The sequence below is a fragment of the Micromonospora sp. WMMD956 genome, assembly GCF_029626125.1.
GTDB lineage: Bacteria > Actinomycetota > Actinomycetes > Mycobacteriales > Micromonosporaceae > Micromonospora > Micromonospora carbonacea.
Window position 1 is genome coordinate 727,098 of sequence record NZ_JARUBI010000005.1, and the last position, 21,659, is coordinate 748,756.

Annotated in this window: 17 protein-coding genes; 10 read left to right on the plus strand and 7 right to left on the minus strand. The window is 74.5% G+C overall.

What is annotated here, in order from left to right; translation table 11 throughout:
* Positions 1 to 13: 13 nt before the first annotated feature.
* On the minus strand, positions 14 to 469 hold the full coding sequence (locus O7628_RS03395) for an SRPBCC family protein (protein ID WP_074474830.1): 456 nt from the start codon (positions 467 to 469) through the stop codon (positions 14 to 16).
* 121 nt (positions 470 to 590) lie between these two features.
* Between O7628_RS03395 and O7628_RS03400 the strand changes: the two genes are divergently transcribed.
* The 5 genes from O7628_RS03400 to O7628_RS03420 all read left to right on the plus strand — a co-directional run bounded on the left by O7628_RS03400 (position 591) and on the right by O7628_RS03420 (position 7,602).
* The gene (locus O7628_RS03400; RefSeq protein ID WP_278128262.1) at positions 591 to 2,399 is read left to right on the plus strand and encodes an AMP-dependent synthetase/ligase; all 1,809 of its coding nucleotides are present in this window, start codon (positions 591 to 593) and stop codon (positions 2,397 to 2,399) included.
* Between the two features lie 74 nt (positions 2,400 to 2,473).
* Entirely contained in the window at positions 2,474 to 4,111 is a 1,638-nt protein-coding gene (locus O7628_RS03405) for a GAF domain-containing sensor histidine kinase (protein WP_278136194.1), read from the plus strand.
* Between the two features lie 7 nt (positions 4,112 to 4,118).
* Positions 4,119 to 4,787: a response regulator transcription factor gene (locus tag O7628_RS03410; protein ID WP_007072219.1), complete on the plus strand. Its 669-nt coding sequence runs from the start codon at positions 4,119 to 4,121 to the stop codon at positions 4,785 to 4,787.
* 195 nt (positions 4,788 to 4,982) lie between these two features.
* Positions 4,983 to 5,795 carry an SAM-dependent methyltransferase gene (locus tag O7628_RS03415; protein WP_278128264.1) on the plus strand — a complete coding sequence of 271 codons (813 nt, stop codon included), beginning with the start codon at positions 4,983 to 4,985 and terminating at the stop codon, positions 5,793 to 5,795.
* A 130-nt stretch (positions 5,796 to 5,925) separates the two neighbouring features.
* Complete coding sequence (locus tag O7628_RS03420) at positions 5,926 to 7,602, plus strand: bifunctional diguanylate cyclase/phosphodiesterase (protein WP_278136195.1); 1,677 nt, start codon at positions 5,926 to 5,928, stop codon at positions 7,600 to 7,602.
* Between the two features lie 10 nt (positions 7,603 to 7,612).
* Here the strand turns inward: O7628_RS03420 and O7628_RS03425 are convergent, their stop codons facing one another.
* The 3 genes from O7628_RS03425 to O7628_RS03435 form a co-directional block, all read right to left on the minus strand.
* Positions 7,613 to 8,737 (minus strand): glycosyltransferase family 4 protein, encoded by a 1,125-nt coding sequence (locus O7628_RS03425; RefSeq protein ID WP_178065887.1) that lies wholly within the window; start codon positions 8,735 to 8,737, stop codon positions 7,613 to 7,615.
* Positions 8,734 to 9,993, minus strand: coding sequence for a M48 family metallopeptidase (locus O7628_RS03430; RefSeq protein WP_278128266.1), 1,260 nt, complete (start codon positions 9,991 to 9,993; stop codon positions 8,734 to 8,736). Before O7628_RS03430 ends, O7628_RS03425 begins: the two co-directional genes overlap by 4 nt.
* A gap of 203 nt (positions 9,994 to 10,196) precedes the next feature.
* Positions 10,197 to 11,792 carry an NYN domain-containing protein gene (locus O7628_RS03435; RefSeq protein ID WP_278128267.1) on the minus strand — a complete coding sequence of 532 codons (1,596 nt, stop codon included), beginning with the start codon at positions 11,790 to 11,792 and terminating at the stop codon, positions 10,197 to 10,199.
* A gap of 128 nt (positions 11,793 to 11,920) precedes the next feature.
* Between O7628_RS03435 and O7628_RS03440 the strand changes: the two genes are divergently transcribed.
* The 5 genes from O7628_RS03440 (at position 11,921) to O7628_RS03460 (ending at position 17,936) form a co-directional block, all read left to right on the plus strand.
* Positions 11,921 to 13,678, plus strand: a complete 1,758-nt coding sequence (locus O7628_RS03440; protein WP_278128268.1) for a DEDD exonuclease domain-containing protein — start codon at positions 11,921 to 11,923, stop codon at positions 13,676 to 13,678.
* A gap of 127 nt (positions 13,679 to 13,805) precedes the next feature.
* Positions 13,806 to 15,593, plus strand: coding sequence for an HD domain-containing protein (locus O7628_RS03445; protein ID WP_278136196.1), 1,788 nt, complete (start codon positions 13,806 to 13,808; stop codon positions 15,591 to 15,593).
* Positions 15,594 to 15,646: 53 nt separating this feature from the next.
* Complete coding sequence (locus tag O7628_RS03450; RefSeq protein WP_278128269.1) at positions 15,647 to 16,180, plus strand: NUDIX domain-containing protein; 534 nt, start codon at positions 15,647 to 15,649, stop codon at positions 16,178 to 16,180.
* Between the two features lie 92 nt (positions 16,181 to 16,272).
* Positions 16,273 to 17,133, plus strand: a complete 861-nt coding sequence (locus tag O7628_RS03455; protein WP_278136197.1) for a sugar phosphate nucleotidyltransferase — start codon at positions 16,273 to 16,275, stop codon at positions 17,131 to 17,133.
* A gap of 515 nt (positions 17,134 to 17,648) precedes the next feature.
* Positions 17,649 to 17,936 carry an Lrp/AsnC ligand binding domain-containing protein gene (locus O7628_RS03460; protein ID WP_043967181.1) on the plus strand — a complete coding sequence of 96 codons (288 nt, stop codon included), beginning with the start codon at positions 17,649 to 17,651 and terminating at the stop codon, positions 17,934 to 17,936.
* Positions 17,937 to 18,029: 93 nt separating this feature from the next.
* On the opposite strand, the gene O7628_RS03465 is transcribed toward O7628_RS03460, so the two are convergent.
* The 3 genes from O7628_RS03465 to O7628_RS03475 form a co-directional block, all read right to left on the minus strand.
* Positions 18,030 to 18,704 (minus strand): DUF4142 domain-containing protein, encoded by a 675-nt coding sequence (locus tag O7628_RS03465; RefSeq protein ID WP_278128271.1) that lies wholly within the window; start codon positions 18,702 to 18,704, stop codon positions 18,030 to 18,032.
* A 185-nt stretch (positions 18,705 to 18,889) separates the two neighbouring features.
* Complete coding sequence (locus O7628_RS03470; protein ID WP_074474820.1) at positions 18,890 to 20,515, minus strand: ubiquinol-cytochrome c reductase cytochrome b subunit; 1,626 nt, start codon at positions 20,513 to 20,515, stop codon at positions 18,890 to 18,892.
* Positions 20,512 to 21,600 carry a Rieske 2Fe-2S domain-containing protein gene (locus O7628_RS03475; RefSeq protein ID WP_043967176.1) on the minus strand — a complete coding sequence of 363 codons (1,089 nt, stop codon included), beginning with the start codon at positions 21,598 to 21,600 and terminating at the stop codon, positions 20,512 to 20,514. The genes O7628_RS03470 and O7628_RS03475 overlap by 4 nt, the downstream gene beginning before the upstream one ends.
* Between the last annotated feature and the right edge of the window lie 59 nt (positions 21,601 to 21,659).

The following is a 21,659-nucleotide window of genomic DNA, read 5'->3' on the forward strand; positions in this document are numbered from 1 at the left end:
GCAGCCGGTCGCGTCACCGCGCCGCACCGGTGTCTTCTACCCGGCGCTTGAGCTGCTTCAACGCCGCATCCATGATCATTTTCTCGGCCTTGCGGCGAAACATGCCGAGCATGCCCACGGAGAGCTCCACCTCCAGGGTGTAGGTCACCGTGGTCGTGCCGTCGGGGTTGCCGACGAGGTCGTACGACCCGCGCTGGGAGCGCTGCATCTTCGAGGGCGCCACCAGGTGCCACTCGATCCGGGAGATGTCCTCGGCGTACTCGTAGGCCAGCACGTACTCGTCGGCCAGCACCCCGGCGTCGAGGGTGAAGCGGACCTGGCTGGCGTAGCCGTCCTCGTACTCCTCCACGACCTCGGTCCGGCGCACCGCGTCGGTCCATTCGGGGTAGCGCGCGAAGTCGCAGATGACCGCCGCCACCCGCTCCGGTGACGCGCCCACGACGATCGACTGGGTGGAGGAGTCCGCCATGGGGGGAGGCTACCCGGCAACCTGCCTGGCGCACCCACCTGGTCGGGCGGGTAGGTTTCGACAGAGCCGACCCCTCCGGGGCCCCGGCCCGCCCGGCCAGTGCGAGCACGAGGGAGTGCAGGTGCGCGAGTTCTCCGTCCCGCCGATCGTCACCGTCGGCGACTCGGCCAGCCTCACCGACCCGGTCTGGGACAATGCCGAGACCGCCCCGGACGCCGTCCAGTTCGCCCGCCCCGCCGTCGCGCCCGCCACCGGCTGGGTCGAGGTGACCTGCCGGCAGTTCCGCGACGAGGTGGTCGCGGTGGCCCGGGGCCTGGTCGCCGCCGGCATCTCCCCCGGCGACCGGGTCGGCCTGATGAGCCGCACCCGCTACGAGTGGACCCTGTTCGACTACGCCATCTGGGCGGCCGGCGCGGTCACCGTGCCGATCTACGAGACGTCCAGCGCCGAGCAGGCCGCCTGGATCCTGGCCGACTCCGGCGCGGTCGCCGCCGTGGTCGAGACGACCGCCCACGCCACCCTCGTCGAGGGCGTCCGCGACCGGCTCCCCGAGCTGGCCCACCTGTGGCAGATCGAGCTGGGCGCGGTCGACGAGCTGGTCGCCGCCGGGGCCGCGGTCGACCCGGTCGAGGTCGACCGGCGGCGCACGGCGGTCAAGGCCGACGACGTCGCCACCATCATCTACACCAGCGGCACCACCGGCCGCCCCAAGGGCTGCGTGCTGACCCACCGCAACATGTACGCCGACATCGCCAACGCCGTGCCGGTGCTGCCCAACCTCTTCCTGCGGCCGGGCGCGTCGACCCTGCTGTTCCTCCCCCTCGCGCACGCCTTCGCCCGGCTCATCCAGATCGGCGTGGTGCAGGCGCGGGCCACCATGGCGCACTGCGCCGACACCAGGAACCTGGTCGCCGAGCTCCAGGAGTTCCGCCCGACCTTCGTGCTGTCGGTGCCCCGGGTCTTCGAGAAGGTCTACAACGGGGCGCGGCAGAAGGCCGAGGCCGACGGCAAGGGCCGGATCTTCGATCGGGCCGAGCAGGTCGCGGTGGCCTTCAGCGAGGCGCTGGAGTCGCCGAACGGGCCGGGTGTGGCGCTGCGCGTCCAGCACGCGGTCTTCGACAAGCTGGTCTACCGCAAGCTGCGGGCGGCCCTCGGCGGCCGGTGCCGCGACGCGATCTCCGGCGGCGCGCCGCTCGGGGCCCGGCTCGGGCACTTCTTCCGGGGCATCGGGGTGACCATCTGCGAGGGGTACGGGCTGACCGAGACCTCCCCCGCCGCCGCCGCGAACCTGCCCGGCGCCACGAAGATCGGCACCGTCGGCCGGCCGCTGCCCGGCGTGACCATCCGGATCGCCGACGACGGCGAGATCCTGATCTCCGGCGACCTGATCTTCCAGGGCTACTGGCGCAACGACGGGGCCACCGCCGAGGCGCTCAGCGCCGACGGCTGGTTCCGCACCGGCGACCTCGGCCAGCTCGACGCCGACGGCTTCCTGAGCATCACCGGCCGCAAGAAGGAGATCATCGTGACCGCCGGCGGCAAGAACGTCGCCCCGGCGGTGCTGGAGGACCAGGTCCGGGCGCACCCCCTGATCAGCCAGTGCGTCGTCGTCGGCGACCGGCAGCCGTTCATCGCCGCGCTGGTCACCATCGACGAGGAGGCGCTGCCGAAGTGGCTGGCCGCCCACGGCCGCCCCGAGGGCACCGGCGTCGACGAGCTGCGCGACGACGAGGCGCTGCGCGCCGAGGTGCAGGGCGCGGTCGACCAGGCCAACCAGTCCGTCTCCAAGGCCGAGGCGATCAAGGTGTTCCGGATCCTGCCGCGCGACTTCACCGAGGCCACCGGGGAGCTAACCCCGTCGCTGAAGGTCAAGCGGCAGGTCGTGCACAGCACGTACGCGGCGGAGATCGCCGAGATCTACCGTCGCTGACTACGATCCGTCACGTGCCCGACTCCTCGACACCCGCCCGGCCGCCGACGCAGCCGCTCGCCACCGCCGCCCGCGTGGTGATGCTCGCGCTGGTCGCCGTCCTCACCCTCTTCGCCACCCACGACGCCGGTCGGCTCTGGTGGATCGCGCTGCTCGGCGTCGCCGGGCTGCCCGCCGCGCTCGCCCCCCAGCACCGGCTGCTCGGCCCGCTCAGCCGCTTCGCCGAGGTGGTGGTGCTGGGGCTGGCCGCGAGCCAGGTCGCCGCGGTCACCACCCTCAACGGCACGATCGGCGGCCTCGGCGCGTCGGCGGTGCTGCCGTACCTCGCCGTCCCGGTGACGGTGACCGCGCTGCGCCGCCGGTTCCGCGAGGGCGCGGCGCTGCTCGCCGTCACCGCCGCCACCCTGGTGACCAGCGCCGCCCTCACCCAGGTCGACGGCGGACGGCAGCTCGGCCAGCCGGGCTACCTGGCGGTCTGCGCCCAGTGGCTGATCCTCGCCGGCCTGGGCCTCTACACCGCCGGCACCCTGCACCGGGTGATCCGGGTCCGCAGCGAGGGCAAGCCCCAGCCGTACGCGGAGGCGACCCGGCTGCTGACCCAGCTGCGCACGGTGGCCCGGCAGCTTCCGGGGGCGACCCTCGACCCGGGCGGCATCTCCGAGCACCTGCTGGAGGAGCTGCGCACCGTGGCCCGGGCCGAGCGGGCGGCGGTGCTCTCCGCCAGCGGCGGCGGCCGGCTGGTGGTGCTCGCCCAGGTGGGCGTGGACCGGGTCGACTGGGAGACCACGCTCGACGCCGACTCGGCGATCGCCGACGCCTGGGCCAGCCAGCAGCCGCAGACCGCCAGCCGCTCGCAGGCCCGCTCGCACACCGGCGGCGACGTCTCGGCGCTGATCGTGCCGCTGGTCGCCGGGGTCCGCACGGTCGGCATGCTGGTGATGGAGGCGGACGTCGCGCAGGCGTACCCGCCGCCGGTGGTGTCCCGGGTGACCGCGCTGACCCGCCCGGCGGCGCTGCGGCTGGAGGCCGCGCTCCTGTTCGACGAGGTGCGTTCGCTGGCCACCAACGAGGAGCGGCAGCGGCTGGCCCGGGAGATCCACGACGGGGTCGCCCAGGAGCTGGTCATGGTCGGGTACGGCATCGACAACGCCCTGGCGTACGTGGAGGAGGACCCGAAGGAGACGGCCGAGGCGCTGCGCACCCTGCGCGGCGAGGTGACCCGGGTCATCACCGAGCTGCGGCTGAGCCTGTTCGAGCTGCGCAGCGAGGTGGACCGGCACGGCGGGCTGGCCGCCGCCATCGCCGAGTACGCGCGCACCGTCGGGGCGTCCGGCGGGCTGCGGGTGCACCTGTCGCTGGACGAGTCCACCGCGCGGCTGCCCGCCGCGACCGAGGCCGAGCTGTTGCGCATCGCGCAGGAGGCGGTCACCAACGCCCGCAAGCACGCCGGGGCCGCAAATCTGTGGGTCACCTGCGAGGTGGACCCCCCGTACGCGCAAATTGAAGTGTCGGATGACGGTCAGGGCATCGCTGACCAGCGCACGGACGGTCACTACGGGCTTGCGATCATGGCCGAGAGAGCGGAACGTATCCGGGGCCGATTGGAGATCAGGCCGCGCCAGCCCAGTGGCACGACCGTGGCGGTGGTGCTCGGTTCGTCGCCCCGGCGCGATAGGGTGCGCGGCAAGGCGGCAGCAGCAGAAGGGGAGTAACCCGAGGATGACCACAAGCCCGACACCGGCGACCCGCACCAAGGTCCTCCTTGTCGACGATCACGATCTGATCCGCAAGGGGCTGCGGCACGCCTTCGAGCGGGACCGGCAGTTCGAGGTCGTCGGTGAGGCCGCCACGGCGGCGGAGGGGGTCCGGCAGGCCGGCGCCCTCCAGCCCGACGTGGTGATCATGGACCTTCGGCTGCCCGACGGCAGTGGCCTGGAGGCCACCCGCGCGCTCCGCAAGTCCAGCGCGTCGATGGGCATCGTCGTGCTCACCATGTACGCGGGCGACGACCAGCTCTTCGGCGCGCTGGAGGCCGGCGCGAGCGCGTTCGTGCCGAAGACGGCCCCGGCTGACGAGGTCGTGGCCGCCGCCCGGCACGCCGCCTCCTCGCCGAGCGCGTTCACGGCCGCCGACCTGGCCGAGGCGATGAAGCGGCGGCTCGCGCCGTCCGGCCCGCAGCTCTCCCCCCGCGAGGGTCAGGTGCTGCGGCTGCTCGCCGACGGGATGAGCGTGGCCGGCATCGCCAAGCAGCTCTTCGTCAGCGAGTCGACGGCCAAGACCCACATCTCGAAGCTCTACGAGAAGCTGGGCGCGGCCAACCGGGCGCAGGCGCTGATGACGGCCCTGCGGCTCGGCCTGCTCGAAGCCCCCGACGCCCCGAAGTTCTGACGCCGTCCCGCCCGGCCGGCGGCCACCGGCCGGGGGGTTTGCGCGACGGCCGGCGGGTCCGGTCAACGGGACCCTCCGGCCGGGCAGACGGGGCGACGGCGGCCCTCTCTGGTCACCTGCCCCGCAGGCGGGGCAGAATACGCGGGTGACCCGCGCGGGCGGCGTGTCCCGCGTCGTTGACATAAGGGGTAGGGCATGCAGCGGCCGGACTGGGCACCCGACACGATCGACATCGAGCGTCCCAGCGTGGCCCGCATGTACGACTACTATCTCGGCGGCTCGCACAACTTCGCCGCCGACCGGGCCGCCGCGCGGGCGATGGTCGACGCGGTGCCCGAGGCCCCGCTGATGGCCCAGGCCAACCGGGCGTTCCTGCGCCGGGCGGTGCAGTTCCTCGCCGAGGCGGGCATCCGCCAGTTCCTCGACATCGGCTCCGGCATCCCGACCGTCGGCAACGTGCACGAGATCGCCCAGCGGATCGCCCCGGAGTCCCGGGTGGTCTACGTCGACGTCGACCCGGTGGCCGTGGCGCACAGCCGGGAGATCCTCAGCGGCAACGACCGGGCGGCCGTCCTCCAGGAAGACCTGCGCCACCCGGAGCGGATCCTGGCCCACCCCGAGGTCACCCGGATGCTCGACTTCTCCCAGCCGGTCGCGGTGATGATCGTGGCGGTGCTGCACTTCGTGCCCGACGAGGACCGCCCCGACGAGATCCTGCGGACCCTGCGGGCGGCGCTCGCCCCGGGCAGCTACCTGGTGATGTCCCAGGCCAGCGACGACGACCGGCGCGACACCGGGGAACGCGAGGAGGCCGAGGCGGTCTACCAGCGCACCGACAACCCGCTGGTCATCCGCAGCCGGCGGGAGCTGACCGCCCTCTTCGACGGCTTCGGGCTGGTCGACCCGGGCGTCGTCTGGGTGCCGCAGTGGCGGCCCGAGACCCCGGAGAGCGCCGAGGACGCCGAGAAGGCGGTCTTCATGGGTGGCGTCGGGCGGCTCGGTGGGTGAGCACTCCGACGGCACGTCCGGCCCGTCAGCCCCCGACGGCCACGCCTGCGGTCCGGGGGTTCCCGCCAGCTGCCCGAGCGTGTTCGCCCGGGCCTGGGCGAAGGCGGTCTCCGGCACCAGCTACCTGCCGATGACGCAGGCCCAGCTGGAGGCGCTGCTGCACCGGCTCACCGGGCGGCTGGCCGAGGCGCTGGTGTCCGAGCCGTTCGACGTGCGGGTCGGCCACCAGGTCGGCGCCGAGCTGGTGGCGGCGCACATCGCCTCCGCCGAGGGCCTGGGCCGGACCATCGAGGTCATCCAGCTCCGGCTGCTGCGCGACCTGGGGCTGGTCACCGAGGACGCCGAGGACCGGATGGCCCGGCTGCTGGCCACCGTGGCGACCGGCTACGCCCGCGCGCTGCGGGACCGGACGCTCGACGAGCAGGAGTCGATCCGCCGGGCCGCGATGGTGGCCCGCGCGGAGGCCGAGCGGGCCCTGCGCGACAGCGAGGCCCGGTTCCGCCACCAGGCCACCCACGACCCGCTGACCGACCTGCCCAACCGCACGCTGTTCACCGAGCGGCTGGCCGCCGCGATCGACTCCCCCGGCCGGGGCGCGGACCGGGTCGGGGTGTGCTTCCTCGACCTGGACCGCTTCAAGGTGGTCAACGACTCCCTCGGCCACCAGGTCGGCGACATGCTGCTGGTGTCGGTGGCCGACCGGCTGCGCCGCGCGCTCGGCGAGCACCTGGTCGCCCGCCTCGGCGGCGACGAGTTCGTCATCCTGGTCGAACGCACGGCGGGCACCGACGACGTGGTGAAGGTGGCCGAGACGGCGCTCGCGGCGGTCAGCGAGCCGGCCCTGGTCGACGGGCACGAGCTGACGGTGTCGGCGAGCATCGGCATCGTCGAGCGCCCGGTGGCCGGCACCACCCCGGTCGACCTGATGCGGGCCGCCGACGCCACGCTGCACTGGGCCAAGGCCGACGGCGGCGCGCGCTGGTCGCTGTTCGACGTCGAGCGCAGCCGCCGCGAGCTGGCCCGGTACGCCCTGTCCGCGGCGATACCGGCGGCCCTCGACCGGGGCGAGTTCCACCTCGACTACCAGCCGCTGACGTCCCTGCGCGACGGCCGGGTGCTCGGCGTGGAGGCGCTGGTCCGCTGGCGGCACCCCGAGCTGGGCAAGCTCTACCCGGGCACGTTCATCGAGTTGGCCGAGGAGACCGGGCTGATCGTGCCGCTGGGCAGCTGGGTGCTCGCCGAGGCGTGCCGGGAGGCGGCGACCTGGTCGTCGTTCGGCGCCGCCGCGCCGTTCGTCAGCGTCAACCTGGCGGTCCGCCAGGTGCACCGTCCCGGGCTGGTGCGGGAGGTGCGCGAGGTGCTCGACCGCACCGGCCTGCCGCCCGAGCGGCTCCAGCTGGAGGTCACCGAGAGCACCATGATGAGCGCGGTGGAGGAGCCGGTGCGCGCCCTGCGGGTGCTTGCCGACATGGGCGTGCGGATCGCCATCGACGACTTCGGCACCGGCTACTGCAACCTGACGTACCTGCGGGACCTGCCGGTGACCGAGCTGAAGATCGCCGGGGAGTTCGTGGCGGGGCTGCGCGCCCCGGCGGACGACCCGGCGAGCCGCACCGACGAGCGGATCCTCGCCTCCCTGGTCTCGCTGGCGCGCGCGCTGAACCTCACCGTGACGGCCGAGGGGGTCGAGACCGAGGGGCAGGCCGACCGGCTGCGGGCCATCGGCTGCGACGCCGCCCAGGGCTGGCACTTCGGCAGGCCGGAGCCCGCCGCGCGGCTGCTGGAGCGCCTGTCCGCCGCCGGCTGAGGCGGCGCGGTCAGCCGGCGAGGAGGGCGGCCAGCCGGGCGGCCTGGGTCTCCCAGCGCCACTCCCGCTCCACCCACGCCCGGCCCGCCGCGCCGAGCTGCCGGGCCAGGTCCCGGTCGGCGAGCAGGGTGGCCACCCGGTCGGCGAGCTGGGCGACGTCGCGGCCGGGGACCACGTATCCCGTCTCGCCCTCGCGGACGGCGTCCGGCGCGCCGCCGGAGTCGCCGGCCACCACCGGCAGCCCGGTCGCCGACGCCTCCAGGTAGACGATGCCGAGGCCCTCGACGTCGAGGCCCCGGTTGCGGGTGCGGCAGGGCATCGCGTAGACGTCGCCGGCGGCGTAGTGGGCCGGCAGCTCCGCCGTGGGCACCGAGCCGGTGAAGACGACGTCCCGCTCGACGCCGGCCTGCCGGGCCAGCTTCTCCAGGTCGCCCCGGTAGGGGCCGCCGCCGACGACCAGCAGCGCCGCGTCGGGCACCCGGCGGCGGATCTCCGGCAGGGCCCGGATCAGCATGTCCTGGCCCTTGCGCGGCACCAGGCGGGAGACGCAGACCACGACCGGCCGGTCCGCGAGGCCGAGCCGGGCCCGCACCGGCCCGCCGTCGACCTCCGGATGGTACGTGTCGACGTCGACCCCGGGGGCCAGCCGGTGCAGCTCGGTCAGCCCGTGCAGCGCCCGCTCCAGCCGGACCCGGGTGTACTCGCCCAGGTAGGTGACCACGTCCGCGCCGCGGCCGATCCGGCGCAGCGCCGCGCGGGCCACGGGCAGCGCCGCCCACCCCACCTCGTGCCCGTGGGTCAGGGCGACCACCCGGCGGACCCCGGCGCGGCGGCGCAGCCCGGCGGCGAGCAGCCCGAGCGGGGCCGCCGCCCCGAACCAGACGGTGTCGCAGTCGTGCCGGCGGGCCAGCCGGGCGGCCCGGCGGGCGATCAGCGGGGTGGGCAGCAGCACCTTGGTGCGTTCCCGGACCACCTCGAACGGCTGGTCCGCGTCGAACTTCTCGGCCCCCCGCCAGCTGGAGGCGTAGACCACCACGGAGCCGGTGGGCTGGCGCACGGCGAGGTTGTGCACGAAGGACTGGATGCCGCCCGGGCGGGGCGGGAAGTCGTTGGTGATCAGCAGCGTGCGGCTCATCTGCCGGTCTCCCTGGCGTAGGCGCGGGCGGCGGCCATCCGCTCGACCGTGGACGGGTGCGACGCCGAGTAGAGGTACTCCCAGCGGGGCGGGTCGGGGTCGGCCAGGTTCACCCCGGCCAGGCGGCGCTGCATCGCCTCGAAGGTGGCCGGGTCGCCGGTGAGGGCCAGGGCGTGCGCGTCGGCCCGCGCCTCGACCCGGCGGGACACCAGCGCCTGGGCCGGGGCGGTCACCAGGCCCGCCACCGTGACCAGCGCCAGCAGCAGCGGGAACGCGCGCGGCTCGGCGATCGAGTCGACGCCGGCCAGGCGCAGCAGCGGGCCGGCGGAGCCGAGCAGGTAGAGCACGACCACGCCCAGCGCGGCGCCCAGCGCCCCGGTGAGCGTGCCCGTCCAGACGTCGCGGTCCTTGGCGTGCCCCAGCTCGTGCGCGACGACGCTGGTCACCTCGGCCGGGGTCGCCTCGCGCAGCAGCGTGTCGTAGACGACGACCCGGCGGGTCGGCCCGAGCCCGGAGACGTACGCGTTGACGGCGCGGGTGCGTCGGGACGCGTCGGCGACGAGCACGTCGCGCACCGGCACCCCGTCGCGGGCCGCCAGGGCCGTCAGCTCGGTGCGCAGCGGGCCCTGCTCCATCGGGGTGAACCGGTTGAACACCGGCTCCACCAGCACCGGCAGCACGAACGACAGCAGCACCACCAGCCCGGCGGCGCCGGCCGCGCCGAAGGCCCACCACCAGCGCGGGGCGAGCCGGACGACGGTGTAGAAGCCGAGCAGGGCGAGCGCGCCGATCACGGCGCTGACGGCGTACGACTTGAGCAGGTCGGCCGTCCAGCCGGCCCAGCCCTGGGTGCTCAGCCCGTAGCGGGTGAGGACCGTCTGCCGCCAGGCGGCGAACGGCAGGGTGAGCAGGTCGGCGACCAGCAGCACGGCGAGCCCGCCGAGCACGGCCTGGGCGACCCAGTGGCCGCCGAACGGGCGGGCTGCCAGCTCCACCAGGCGACCGCCCAGCGGGGTCAGGCCGACCGCCAGGGCCACCAGCAGGCCCACGGCGAGGGCGGCCCAGCCGCCGGGGCGCAGCGCGCCACGGAAGGCGCGGGCCCGGGCGACCTGTTCGGCCGGGAGGTCCCGCAGGGCGGCGAGCTGGTCGGCGCGCGGGGCGGGCGGCCGGTGCCAGGGCACGAGCAGGGCGACGGCGACGAGGAGCGCGACGGTGAGCCCGGCGAGGGTGAGCACCGCCCAGCCGCGCGGCGTCACCGGGCCACCCCGCGCTCGCCTCGTGCGCGCCCCATCCGTCGCTCCTCCCGCCGTGAGCGCTCATCCTATTGCCGGCGGCGGCGGGGCCGACCGGGGTGGTCACGTCGTCATGCCGGGGACATGGCGGTATCGGCATGTCCGCGACCCCGCCATGTCGCCGACATGGCGGGCCCGACCCGGCGGGCGCTACGCGGCGTGGCCGGTCAGGACCGGGCGAGGCGACGCAGCAGCGAGTCGGCCCCGAGCGGGTAGGCGCCGTGCCGGCGTACCCCGTCGGCGACCTCGCGGTCGGAGGAGACCACGACGACCGGGCGGCCGGCCGGTTCGGCGCGGACCAGCCGGCGGATCAGCTCGTCGGCGGTCTCCCCCTTGCGGGAGAAGAGCACCCGGACGCCGCGCGGCGTCGGCGGCAGGCCGTGCATCCGCTCCGCGCCGTCGAAGACCACCGTGACCTCGTCGCCGGTCTGCGCCGCGATCCCGCCCAGCCCGGTGATCAGCCGCTTGCGTTGCTGCTCCAGCGACATCTCGCCGAAGCCCCGCTTCGTCACGTTGTAGCCGTCCACCACCAGGTGCGCCTTCGGCAGCGCGAGCAGCTGGTCGAGCCGGGCGGGGTCGTCGGTGTCCCGGGCGCGGGTGGCCGCGCCGGCCGGGGTGGCGCTCGGTTGGTCGGCGAAGGCGTCGGCCACGAAGTCGGCGGGGAACCGGTCGACCGGGTCGAGCGCCAGCTCGCGGCGCAGCCCGACGGCGGCCTGCCCGATCGTCTCCAGCAGCAGCCAGAGCTTCGCGTCGTCGACGGAGCGGGCCTCCTTGGCGCTGGCGCGGGCCACCCCGGCCGCCGCCTCGGCCTCGGCCAGCCGGGCCCGGGCGCGGCGCAGCTCGGCGTCCGCCTCGGTCGCGGCGCGGGTGGCCCGGCCCCGCTCGGTGGCCAGCAGCTCGGCGGCCCGGCGCTCCCGGGCCTGCGCCTCGCGCAGCGTGCGGGCGAGCTGCCGGTTCTCCTCGCGGAGCTGGCCGAGCTCGTCGCGGACCCGGGCCAGCTCGTCGCGGAGCTTGTCGGCCTCGACCCGGGCCACGGCCCGGTCGTGCTCGGCCCGGGTGGCGCGCTGCTCGGCCTCGCGGACCAGCTCGTCGACGACGGCCCGGTCCGCCTCGGCGCGCACCGCCGCGCCGCTGACGTCGATCAACGCCCGCCAGCCCCGGGGCCGGGCGAGGTAGGCCAGGGCGGCGACCTCGACCGGGTCGGCTGCGGCCGGGGCGGTGCCGGCGACCACGGCGGCCCCGAGGTCGCCGGAGTCGGCGAGCACCCGGGCGGTGATCCGTTGCCGGAACAGCGGGTCGGCGGCGAGCTGGGCGGCGATCATCGGCGCGCCCAGCCGCGCCCGCCGGTTGGGCGCGAACTTGGCCACCCGGCGCAGCGGCACGGGCACCTCGTCGCCGGGCAGGACCGGCAGGACGGCGGCGGTGAGCGCCACGATCCGCTGCCGCACGGGCTCCGGCAGCATCGGCTCCGGCTCGGACTCCGACTCTGGCTCGGACTCCGAAGCTGGCTCGGGCTCGGACTCCGAAGCTGGCTCGGACTCGGACTCCGGCTCCGGCTCCGGCTCGGGCTCTGCCCCGGGCTCCGGCTCGGCCACCGGGTCCGCCGTCGTCGGCTCGGCCCCCGGCCCGAACCCGGCCGCCGTCGTCGTCGGCGCGGGCGGAGCGCTCCCCCGTGCGGCCGGGGCCTCCTCACCGGGGTGGCGCGCAGCGTCGACCGACTCCTCCTGCGGGAGGCTGTCGTCGTGCGGCTCGGTGAGGGGCATGTGGCAAGTCTCCCACCGCGACCGGGCCCACCGCCCGGTGAGTGAGCTGATCTCTCATCCTAGCCCCAGGGGTGGCCCCTGGGACTGTTGTGACACGAGTGTCGGACCGGGGGTCTACCGTGCCCGGGGTGGGCGGAGCGGAGTACGTCCAGCAGGCGCTCGCCGGGCTGGGCCAGGCGGCGGGCGGTGGCGTGGATCCGGCGTTGCCGCTGCACGCGACGACGTTCGTGGTGGTCGACCTGGAGACCACCGGCGGCGCGCCGGACGGCGGCGGCATCACCGAGATCGGCGCGGTGAAGGTGCGCGGCGGCGAGGAGCTGGGCGTGCTGGCCACCCTGGTCAACCCGGGCGTGCCGATCCCGCCGTTCATCACCGTGCTGACCGGGATCACCCAGGCCATGCTGGTCCCCGCGCCGCCGATCGAGCAGGTGCTGCCGAGCTTCCTGGAGTTCGTCGCCGACGCGGTGCTGGTCGCCCACAACGCGCCGTACGACGTCGGTTTCCTCAAGGCCGCCTGCGCCCGGCACGGCTACCGCTGGCCCAACCCCCGGGTGCTGGACACGGCGGCGCTGGCCCGGCGGGTGCTCAGCCGCGACGAGGTGCCCAACCGCAAGCTGGGCACCCTGTCGGCCTACTTCCGCACGGCCACCCGGCCCACCCACCGGGCGCTCGACGACGCCAAGGCCACCGTCGACGTGCTGCACGGCCTCATCGCGCGCCTCGGCGGACACCGGGTCGACACCGTCGGGGAGGCGATCGAGTTCGCCCGGGCGGTCACCCCGACGCAGCGGCGCAAGCGCCACCTCGCCGACGGGCTGCCGAAGGCCCCCGGCGTCTACATCTTCCGGGCCGCCGACGACCGGCCGCTCTACGTCGGCACCTCCGGCGACATCGCCACCCGGGTGCGCAGCTACTTCACGGCCGCCGAGAAGCGGGCCCGGATGTCGGAGATGCTGGCCGCCGCCGAGCGGGTGGAGGCGGTCGAGTGCGCCCACTCGCTGGAGGCCGAGGTGCGCGAGCTGCGGCTGATCGGCGCGCACGCGCCGCCGTACAACCGGCGGTCGAAGTTCCCCGAGCGGATGGTCTGGCTCAAGCTCACCGACGGGCCCTACCCCCGGCTGTCGGTGGTGCGGTCGCTGGCCGACGGCGACGAGGCCTACCTCGGCCCGTTCGGCTCCCGACGGGCGGCGGAGCTGGCCGCCGCCGGCTTCCACGACGCGCTCCCGCTGCGCCAGTGCACCCACCGGTTGTCGCTGCGCACGGTCACCCCGGCGTGCGCGCTGGCCGAGCTGGGCCGCTGCCCGGCGCCCTGCGAGCACCGGATCACCCCGGAGGAGTACGCGGCCCGCGCCGTCGACCCGTTCCGCGCGGCCACCGCCACCGACCCGGGGTCCGTGGTGCACGCCCTGCTGGCCCGGATCGGGGCGCTGGCGGCCGACCAGCGCTACGAGGAGGCGGCGGTGGTGCGGGCCCGGCTCGCGGCGGTGCTGCGGGCCACCGTCCGGATGCAACGGTTGACCGCGCTGGCCGGGATCGCCGAGCTGGCCGCCGCCCGGCCGGCCGCCCGGGGCGGCTGGGAGCTGGCCCTGGTCCGGCACGGCCGGCTGGCCGGGGCCGGGGTCTCCCCGCCGGGCGTCCACCCGCGACCGACGATCGAGCTGATCCGGGCGACCGCCGAGACGGTGCCGCCCGGCCCCGGCCCGGTGCCCCGGGCCTCCGCCGAGGAGTCCGAGCGCATCCTGTCCTGGTTGGAGCGACCCGAGACCCGGTTGGTGGAGATGTCCTCCGGCTGGGCGTCCCCGGCCGCCGGAGCGGCCCGCTTCCGTGACCTGCTCAGTAAGATCGAGACCGCCGCATCCCACCAACTCTCGACCGAACGCCCATGACCAAGTGACCGATCGGACGACCCCGACTCGCTTAGGCTGTTAAGGAAGTGCAGTACTGCCCGTTTCGTGGGCCTGCTCCCGTCGCCGTGCCCGGCGACCGAGGGGCCGGGGTGAGGAGGTGTCCCTCGTGGACGTCGACGCCGGACACGGCGCCGCCCTGGGGGGCGCGCTCCCGACCCAGCCGGGCGACCTGCCCCTGGCCCGCCGGCTGCGGTCGCTGCTGAGCTGGCCCACCGGTGAGACAGACCCGGTCACCCACCTGATCCGCACGCACCGGGGCATCCATCCGAGCACCGAGGCGTCGGTGCTGCGCCGGGCGTACACGATCGCGGAGAACATGCACCGCGGCCAGTTCCGCAAGAGCGGCGAGCCGTACATCACCCACCCGCTCGCGGTCGCCCAGATCTGCGCCGAGCTGGGCATGGACGCCACCACGCTGGTGGCCGCGCTGCTGCACGACACGGTGGAGGACACCCGCTACACCCTCCAGGCCCTCGCGGAGGACTTCGGCGGCGAGGTGGCCCACCTGGTCGACGGGGTGACCAAGTTCGACAAGGCGTTCTACGGCAAGGCCGCCGAGGCGGAGACCACCCGCAAGATGATCGTCGCGGCCGGCAAGGACGTCCGGGTCCTGATCATCAAGCTGGCCGACCGGCTGCACAACATGCGCACCCTCGGGGTGCGCTCGGCCGCGTCGCGGGAGCGGATCGCCCGCAAGACGCTGGAGGTGCTGGTCCCGCTCTGCGACCGGCTCGGCATCCAGACCCTCAAACGCGAGCTGGACGACGTGGTGCTGCTGCACCTGGAGCCCGAGGAGCACGCCCGCATCGCGCGGTTCGTGCACGACCGGCCCGGCTGGTCGGCATACCTCGACGACGTGGTCGCCAAGGCGAAGGTGGCGCTGCGCCGCAGCCGCGTCGACGCCCAGGTCTCCCCCCGCCCCCGGCACCTCTACTCGATCTGGAAGGACACCGTCGCCGGCGGGCACGGCGTCCCGTTCGACCTGCCCCGGATCGTGATCGTCGTGGACGGGCCGGCGACCGACTGTTACGCCGCCCTCGGCGCGGTGCACGGCCTCTGGCGGCCCGTGCCGGGCCGGTTCAAGGACTTCATCGCCTCCCCGAAGAACAACCTCTACCGGTCCCTGCACACGAGCGTCTGCGGGCCGAAGGACCGCACCGTCGAGGTGCTGATCCGCACCGAGGAGATGCACCGCGCCGCCGAGTACGGCATCGCCGCCGACTTCCGCTTCCCACGCCCCGCCGGGGCCGCCGGGCAGGCCGAGCAGCTCGACTGGCTGCGCCGGGTGCTCGACTGGGAGCAGGAGGCCCCCGACCCGGCGCAGTTCCTGGAGTCGCTGCGCTGCGACCTGGCCGAGGCGCAGATCCAGGTCGTCGTCGAGGGGCGGCAGGTGGTGCTGCCGGCGGGGGCCACCCCGGTCGACGTGGCCTACGAGCTGGGCCCCGACCGGGGCGACCGCTGCCTGGCGGCCCGGATCAACGGCCGGCTCGCCCCGCTCTCCTCCGAGCTGGAGGAGGGCGACGTGGTGGAGATCTTCACCGAGTCCGATGCGGAGTCCGGCTTCGAGGCGGACGTCGCCCCGCGGGGCCCCCGCCGGGAGTGGCTCGGCTTCGTCAAGTCCCCGCACGCGCAGATGCAGATCAACCGCTGGTTCGCCGAGCACACCGAGCCGGGCATCTCGATCGCCGACAAGGTCCGCCTCGGCCGGGCCACGATCGGGCTGGCGCTGCGCAAGCACGACCGGGGGCTGGCCAACGACCTGCCGCTGCTGCGGCTGTCGGAGGAGCTGGGCTACCCCGACCTGGAGACCCTGCTGGTGGCGGTCTTCGACCGGGCCCTCGAACCGGACGCGGTGGTCCGGCAGCTCATCGACCTGGTCGACCACCGCCAGTGACGCTTCCGCCCCCGGTGCCCGACCCGCCCGACGCCGGCCACTAGCCTTAGGCGATGATCCCCCGCTCCCGAGCCACCGGACGGGCCTTCGCCTATCAGGTCTTCTACCGACTGCCCGTGTCGGTGCGCCGCCGGCTGGTCCGGCTCGCCACACCGAAGTACATCGTCGGGGCGGTCACCCTGGTCCGCGACGCCGAGGCCGACGGCCCCGGCCGCCTGCTGCTGCTGCGCCAGCCCCCCGGCCACAGCTGGACACTGCCGGCGGGCCTGCTGCAACGCGGCGAGGAGCCGGTCGTCGGCGCGGCCCGCGAGCTGTTCGAGGAGTCCGGGGTCCGGCTCTCCCCCGACCGGCTGCGCCCGGCGGTGCCGAACGCCGTGGTGCACGCGAAGGGCTGGGTGGACGTCGTCTTCGAGGCGGAGGTGCCGGCGTCGACGACGAAGCTGACGGTCGACGGCGCCGAGGTCTTCGAGGCCGCCTGGCACCCGCTGGACGACCTGCCGAGGCTGAGCCGCGCCACGGCGAACCTGCTGGGCCGCTACGGCATCGGGCCGCGCGCCAGCGAGGCCCCGCCCGGGCCGGCGGCGTGACCACCCCGGCGGCCGGCGCGCCGGGGCGCTCGGTGGGCCCGGCCGGCGCGCCGGGGCGCTCGGTGGGCCCGGCCGGCGCGCCGGGGCGCTCGGTGGGCCCGGCCGGCGCGCCGGAGGTCTGCGCGGTGGTGCTCGCCGCCGGCGAGGGGACCCGGCTGCGTCCGCTCACCGCACGGCTGCCGAAGGCGCTCTGCCCGGTGGGCAACGTGCCGCTGCTCGACCGGGCGTTGGCCCGGCTCGCCGGGCTCGGCCTCGCCGGCCCGGCCCGGGTGGCGGTGAACGCCTGCTACCTCGGCGACCAGGTCGTCGCGCACGTCGGCGACCGGGCCCACCTCTCGGTCGAGCCGGGCGCCCCGCTCGGCACGGCCGGCGGGGTGGGCAACCTGCGGGACTGGATCGCCGGCCGGGGCGTGCTGGTCGGCAACGCCGACGCGTACCTCGCCGACCCGGCGGCCGGCCCGGGGCCGGACGTCGCCGCGCTGCTCGCCGGCTGGGACGGCGAGACCGTACGCCTGCTCGGCCAGCCCGCCGACGACCCGGCCGCCCCCGGCACCTTCTCGGGCCACCGCTTCACCGGCTTCTCGCTGCTGCCGTGGCGGCTGGTGCGGGGCCTCACGGCAGAGCCGGGCGACCTGGTCCGGGCGGTGTGGCGGCCGGCCGAGGCGGCCGGGGCGCTGACCGTCGTGCCCTACGCCGGCACCTTCTACGACACCGGCACGCCCGCCGACTACCTGGCGGCCAACCTGCACGCGGCGGGCGGCGGCAACCTGGTCGACCCGACCGCTTCGGTCACCGGCCGCTGCCGGGAGGCGGTGGTGGGCGCGGGGGCGACCGTGCGGGGCGAGGTGACCCGGTCGGTGCTCTGGCCGGGCGCGGAGGTGGCCGCCGGGGAGCACCTGACCGGGGTGGTCCGCGTCGCCGGGGGCCTGACCGTCGCGGCGGAGCCCCGCTGAGCCCTGGCCCACCCCGGCCGGCTCGGGTCCCCCGCCCCGACCCGACCCGCCCCGGTCCGCCCCGGTCCGCCTCGGCCTGCCCCGGCCCGCTTTGGTCGGCTGCGGTCTCCGGCCCCGCCCGAGTGCGTGACGGATCGTGATCGGGGGCCTCGCCGACCCCACCCGCTGTTTCCGTCCCCTTTGCTCTGCACCCATCCACGCATCGGTCGCCCGACGTGATCGGGTCACCGTCGCCCCCCACCTCACGGCCACGCATTCACGCAGCTCCACGCGGTGTTGCGCCCGTGGGTGCAGAGCAAAGGAGGCGGGAGATGTCGGCCGGGGGCGGAGGGCGGTAGCGCAGAGTGAGACAAGTCCGCGCCCGCGAGAGCCCTCACGACGATCGCGGAGAGTAGCCGGCGCAGGTGCCGCCGACGGGTCACGCCCCACCGCTGCCCAGGATCGGTCGGACGGGCCTACGATGGTCGTCGACGCCACCACCGGCGTGGCGTGCACGCGCGACGAAGGGCAGACCAGTGATCACCGCGATCGTCCTGATCGACTGCGCCACCGACTCGATCCCCGAGGTGGCCGAGAACCTGGCGGCCCTGCCCGGGGTGAGCGAGGTCTACTCGGTGGCCGGGCACGTCGACCTGATCGCCATCGTGCGGGTGCGGGAGTTCGACCAGATCGCCCAGGTCATCGCCGGCAGCATCTCCAAGGTGCCCGGCGTGATCAACACCGAGTCGCACATCGCCTTCCGGGCCTACTCGCAGCACGACCTGGAGGAGGCGTTCGCGATCGGGCTGGCCGGCACCGACTGACCCGACCCGCGCCGCCGCGGCCCTGCGACGCCACGACGGTGGTAGCCAGCCCACCGGTCGGGTGGACTGGCTACCGCCTGGGGTGTCGCGACGTCAGCTCACGCTCGGGGCCGGCGTCTCGGTGTTCTCCGGGGTCGGCGACTCGAAGGTGCCGCCCGGCGTCGGGGCCTCGCTGCTGCCGCCCGGAGCGGGCGTCGTGGTGGTCGCGCCCGGGCTGGGCGTGCCGCTGGCGCTGGTCTGCGGGACCGGGACGCCGAGGGTCTGGGCCAGGGCCACCAGCGCGTCGTAGTGCGCCTGGAGCACCGGCAGGGCGTTCTGGGCCAGCTGGACCACCGACTGCTCGGTGCCCTGCGAGATCTCCGTCTGGGTGGCCTGGATGGCCTGGACGTGACCCGCCAGCTCGGCGGTCACCCACGCCTTGTCGAACTCGGCGCCGCTGAGCTTCTTCAGCTTGTTGACGACCTTCTGCTGGTCGGCGGTCGGGGCACCCGGCAGCTTGACGTTGAGCTGCTGCGCGGTGTCCTGCACCGTCTGGTCGAGCTGGGTGTGGTCCGTCACGAACTGGGCACCCAGGTCCTTGACCTGCTGGTTCTGACCCTTCTGCTGCGCCAGGTTCCCGGATTCGATCTCCGCGAGGTTCACCTGGTGCAGCGCCTGCAGGTACTGGCTGTCCTGCGTCGACGGCTGTGCGGCCTGAGCCGCCGCCGCGGGCGCCAGCCCCGCCACCACCAGGGCGGCGAGCAGTCCGAGGCGCTTGAGACCCAACATGTTTCCCTCCCCCTTTTCGTTGGACCGCACGGATACCCGGCTGACCCGGATTAACCCTGCGAACCCGCAGCCGCCTCGCGGGCGGCGCCGGGGTGCCGGCGACGCCCGGCGGTCGCCCGGGGGCGGAAACGGGACGTGGCGTCCGCCGAGGAACCGGCGGACGCCACGTGCGGCTTGCGGGAGGGTCAGCGGCGGGTGTCCCCGCTGGTGATCTCCTTGCGCTCCGGCCGGGGCTCGACCGGCGGGTGCCCCGGCGAGACCGGCGCCTCGGCCGGCTTCTCGATGGGGTAGAAGAAGCCCCGGATGGCGGGCCCGAGGGCACCGAGCCGGTTCATCTTCTTGGGCACCACCCAGCCGGCGTACTCCAGCTCGCCGTGGCCGTCGTGGCCACCGGCGGCCAGCGGCTGGTGGACCTCCTCGAACCGGCCGTCCGGCAGCCGGCGGATGATGCCGGTCTCCACGCCGTGCGCCAGCACCTCCCGGTCGTGCTGCTGGAGGCCGAGGCAGATCCGGTACGTCACGTAGTACGCCAGCGGCGGGATCACCAGCAGGCCGATCCGGCCCGCCCAGGTCATCGCGTTGAGGCTGATGTGGAACTTGTCCGCGATCACGTCGTTGCCGCCGGAGAGGGTCAGCACGATGTAGAACGCCACCGCCATCGCGCCGATCGCGGTCCGCTCGGGGACGTCGCGGGGGCGCTGGAGCAGGTTGTGGCTGCGGTAGTCCTTGAGCCGGCGGGCCTCCACGAACGGGTAGAGCGTGGAGAGGCCGACCAGGACGCCCGGCAGCACGACGGTGGGCCAGAACAGCGGCGGGATGACGTACCCGTCGCCGATCGGGATGTTGATCTCCCACGCGGGCATGAGGCGGGTCGAGCCGTCGAGGAACATGACGTACCAGTCGGGCTGGCTGGCGGCCGAGACCACCCACGCCTCGTACGGGCCGAAATACCAGATCGGGTTGATCTGGAACAGACCGCCCATCAGCGCGATCACGCCGAAGACGACCATGAAGAAGCCGCCCTGCTTGAGCGCGTAGCGCGGGAACATCCGCTCGCCGACCACGTTGTCGTTGGTCCGGCCGGGGCCGGGCCACTGGGTGTGCTTCTGCTTGAAGACCAGGCCGAGGTGGGCGCTGATCAGCGCCACCAGCAGGCCCGGGATGAGCAGCACGTGGGCGATGAAGAACCGGCTGATGATGATCTCGCCGGGGAACTCCCCGCCGAAGATCGACGAGGTGACCCAGGAGCCGATCACCGGGATCGACAGCATGATGCCGGAGGCGATCCGCAGACCGGTGCCGGAGAGGCCGTCGTCCGGCAGCGAGTAGCCGGTGAAGCCGGCCAGGAAGCCGACCCAGAACAGCAGCGAGCCGATGATCCAGTTGGTCTCGCGCGGCTTGCGGAACGCGCCCGTGAAGAAGACCCGCAGCATGTGCACGACGATCGCGGCCATGAACAGCAGCGCCGACCAGTGGTGCATCTGCCGCATGATCAGGCCGCCGCGGACGTCGAACGAGATGTCCAGGCTGGAGGCGTACGCGGCCGACATCGGCGTGCCCCGCAGCGGGGCGTAGCTGCCGTTGTAGACCACCTCGGTCATCGCGGGCTCGTAGAAGAACGTGAGGAAGACGCCGGTCAGCAGCAGCACGACGAACGAGAACAGCGCGATCTCGCCGAGCAGGAACGACCAGTGGTCGGGGAAGACCTTGTTCAGCAGCTTGCGCAGCGGCGTGGAGACCCCGAAGCGGTCGTCCACCCCCACCGCGGCCTTGCCCGGAACGGAGGCCATGTCCAACTTACGACGCTTCACGGCCGCTCCCAGAAGTCAGGCCCGACGGTCTCGGTGTAGTCCGACCGCGCCACGAAGAAGCCCTCGTCGTCCACCTCGATCGGCAGCTGCGGGAGCCGCCGGCTCGCGGGGCCGAAGACCGGCCGGGCGTTGTCGGTGATCAGGAACTGCGACTGGTGGCACGGGCAGAGCAGCCGGTTGGTCTGCTGCTCGTACAGGCTCGCCGGGCAGCCCGCGTGCGTGCAGATCTTGGAGAACGCAGCGTAGTTGCCCCACATGTAGTTCCCGTGGCCGACCCGCTGGTTGGCCTCGCGGGAGACCTGGGCGTCGGACTCGCGCAGGTGGATCAGCAGCGTCGGGGAGTCGGCGTGCTTGTTGCTCACCCCGTGCTCGATGCCGGGGAAGACGGTGAGCTGGCCGCCGGCGCTGATGTCCGCCGGGCGGATCGGCCGGCCGTCCTCGCGGACCAGCCGGATCTTGCGGCCGTCGGCCGGCGCGAAGCCGGTGGTGAACATCTGGTTGTTCTTGTGCGGGTTGGAGATCAGGCCGCCGACCAGCGGGGCCGCCGCGACCGCGCCGACGGGCGCGAGGCCGGCGAGCAGCGAGATGCCCAGCAGCGGGCGACGCTTCACGCCCATCTCGTCGGCGAGGTAGAGCATCGTCTCGCCGGTGATCTTGCGGCTCTCCGCCACGTTCGGGTCGTTCTCGTGCCGGTCCTGGATCGACACCTCCTTGGGCAGCAGCTTCTTGCCCCAGGTCAGGATGCCGAAGCCGATGCCCAGCAGGGCGACGCCGAGGGTGAGGCCGAGCAGCGGGGTGTAGTACTTGTCCCCGCCGGTGCCCGGCTCGTACTCCCACGGCCACCAGATGTAGACGACCAGGAAGGCGGTGGCGGCCAGGCCGGTCAGCAGGAACATCGAGGCGACCGTGCGGGTCAGCCGGCGCTCGGCCTTGCTGCCCGGGACGACCTGCTCCTCGTAGTGGACGATCTCGATGTCGTCCCGGCGCGCGCCCTCCCGGACGATGTCGAACCGGCTCAGCCGCGGGTCGTGGACGTCGAGCGGCTCCGGGCCCTGGTGGGCCTGGTGCTCGGTCTTGGTGCTCATGCCGTCACCTCGCTACGGGCGGTGCCGGACCGCGGCACCGCAGCGCTGAATCGAATGAT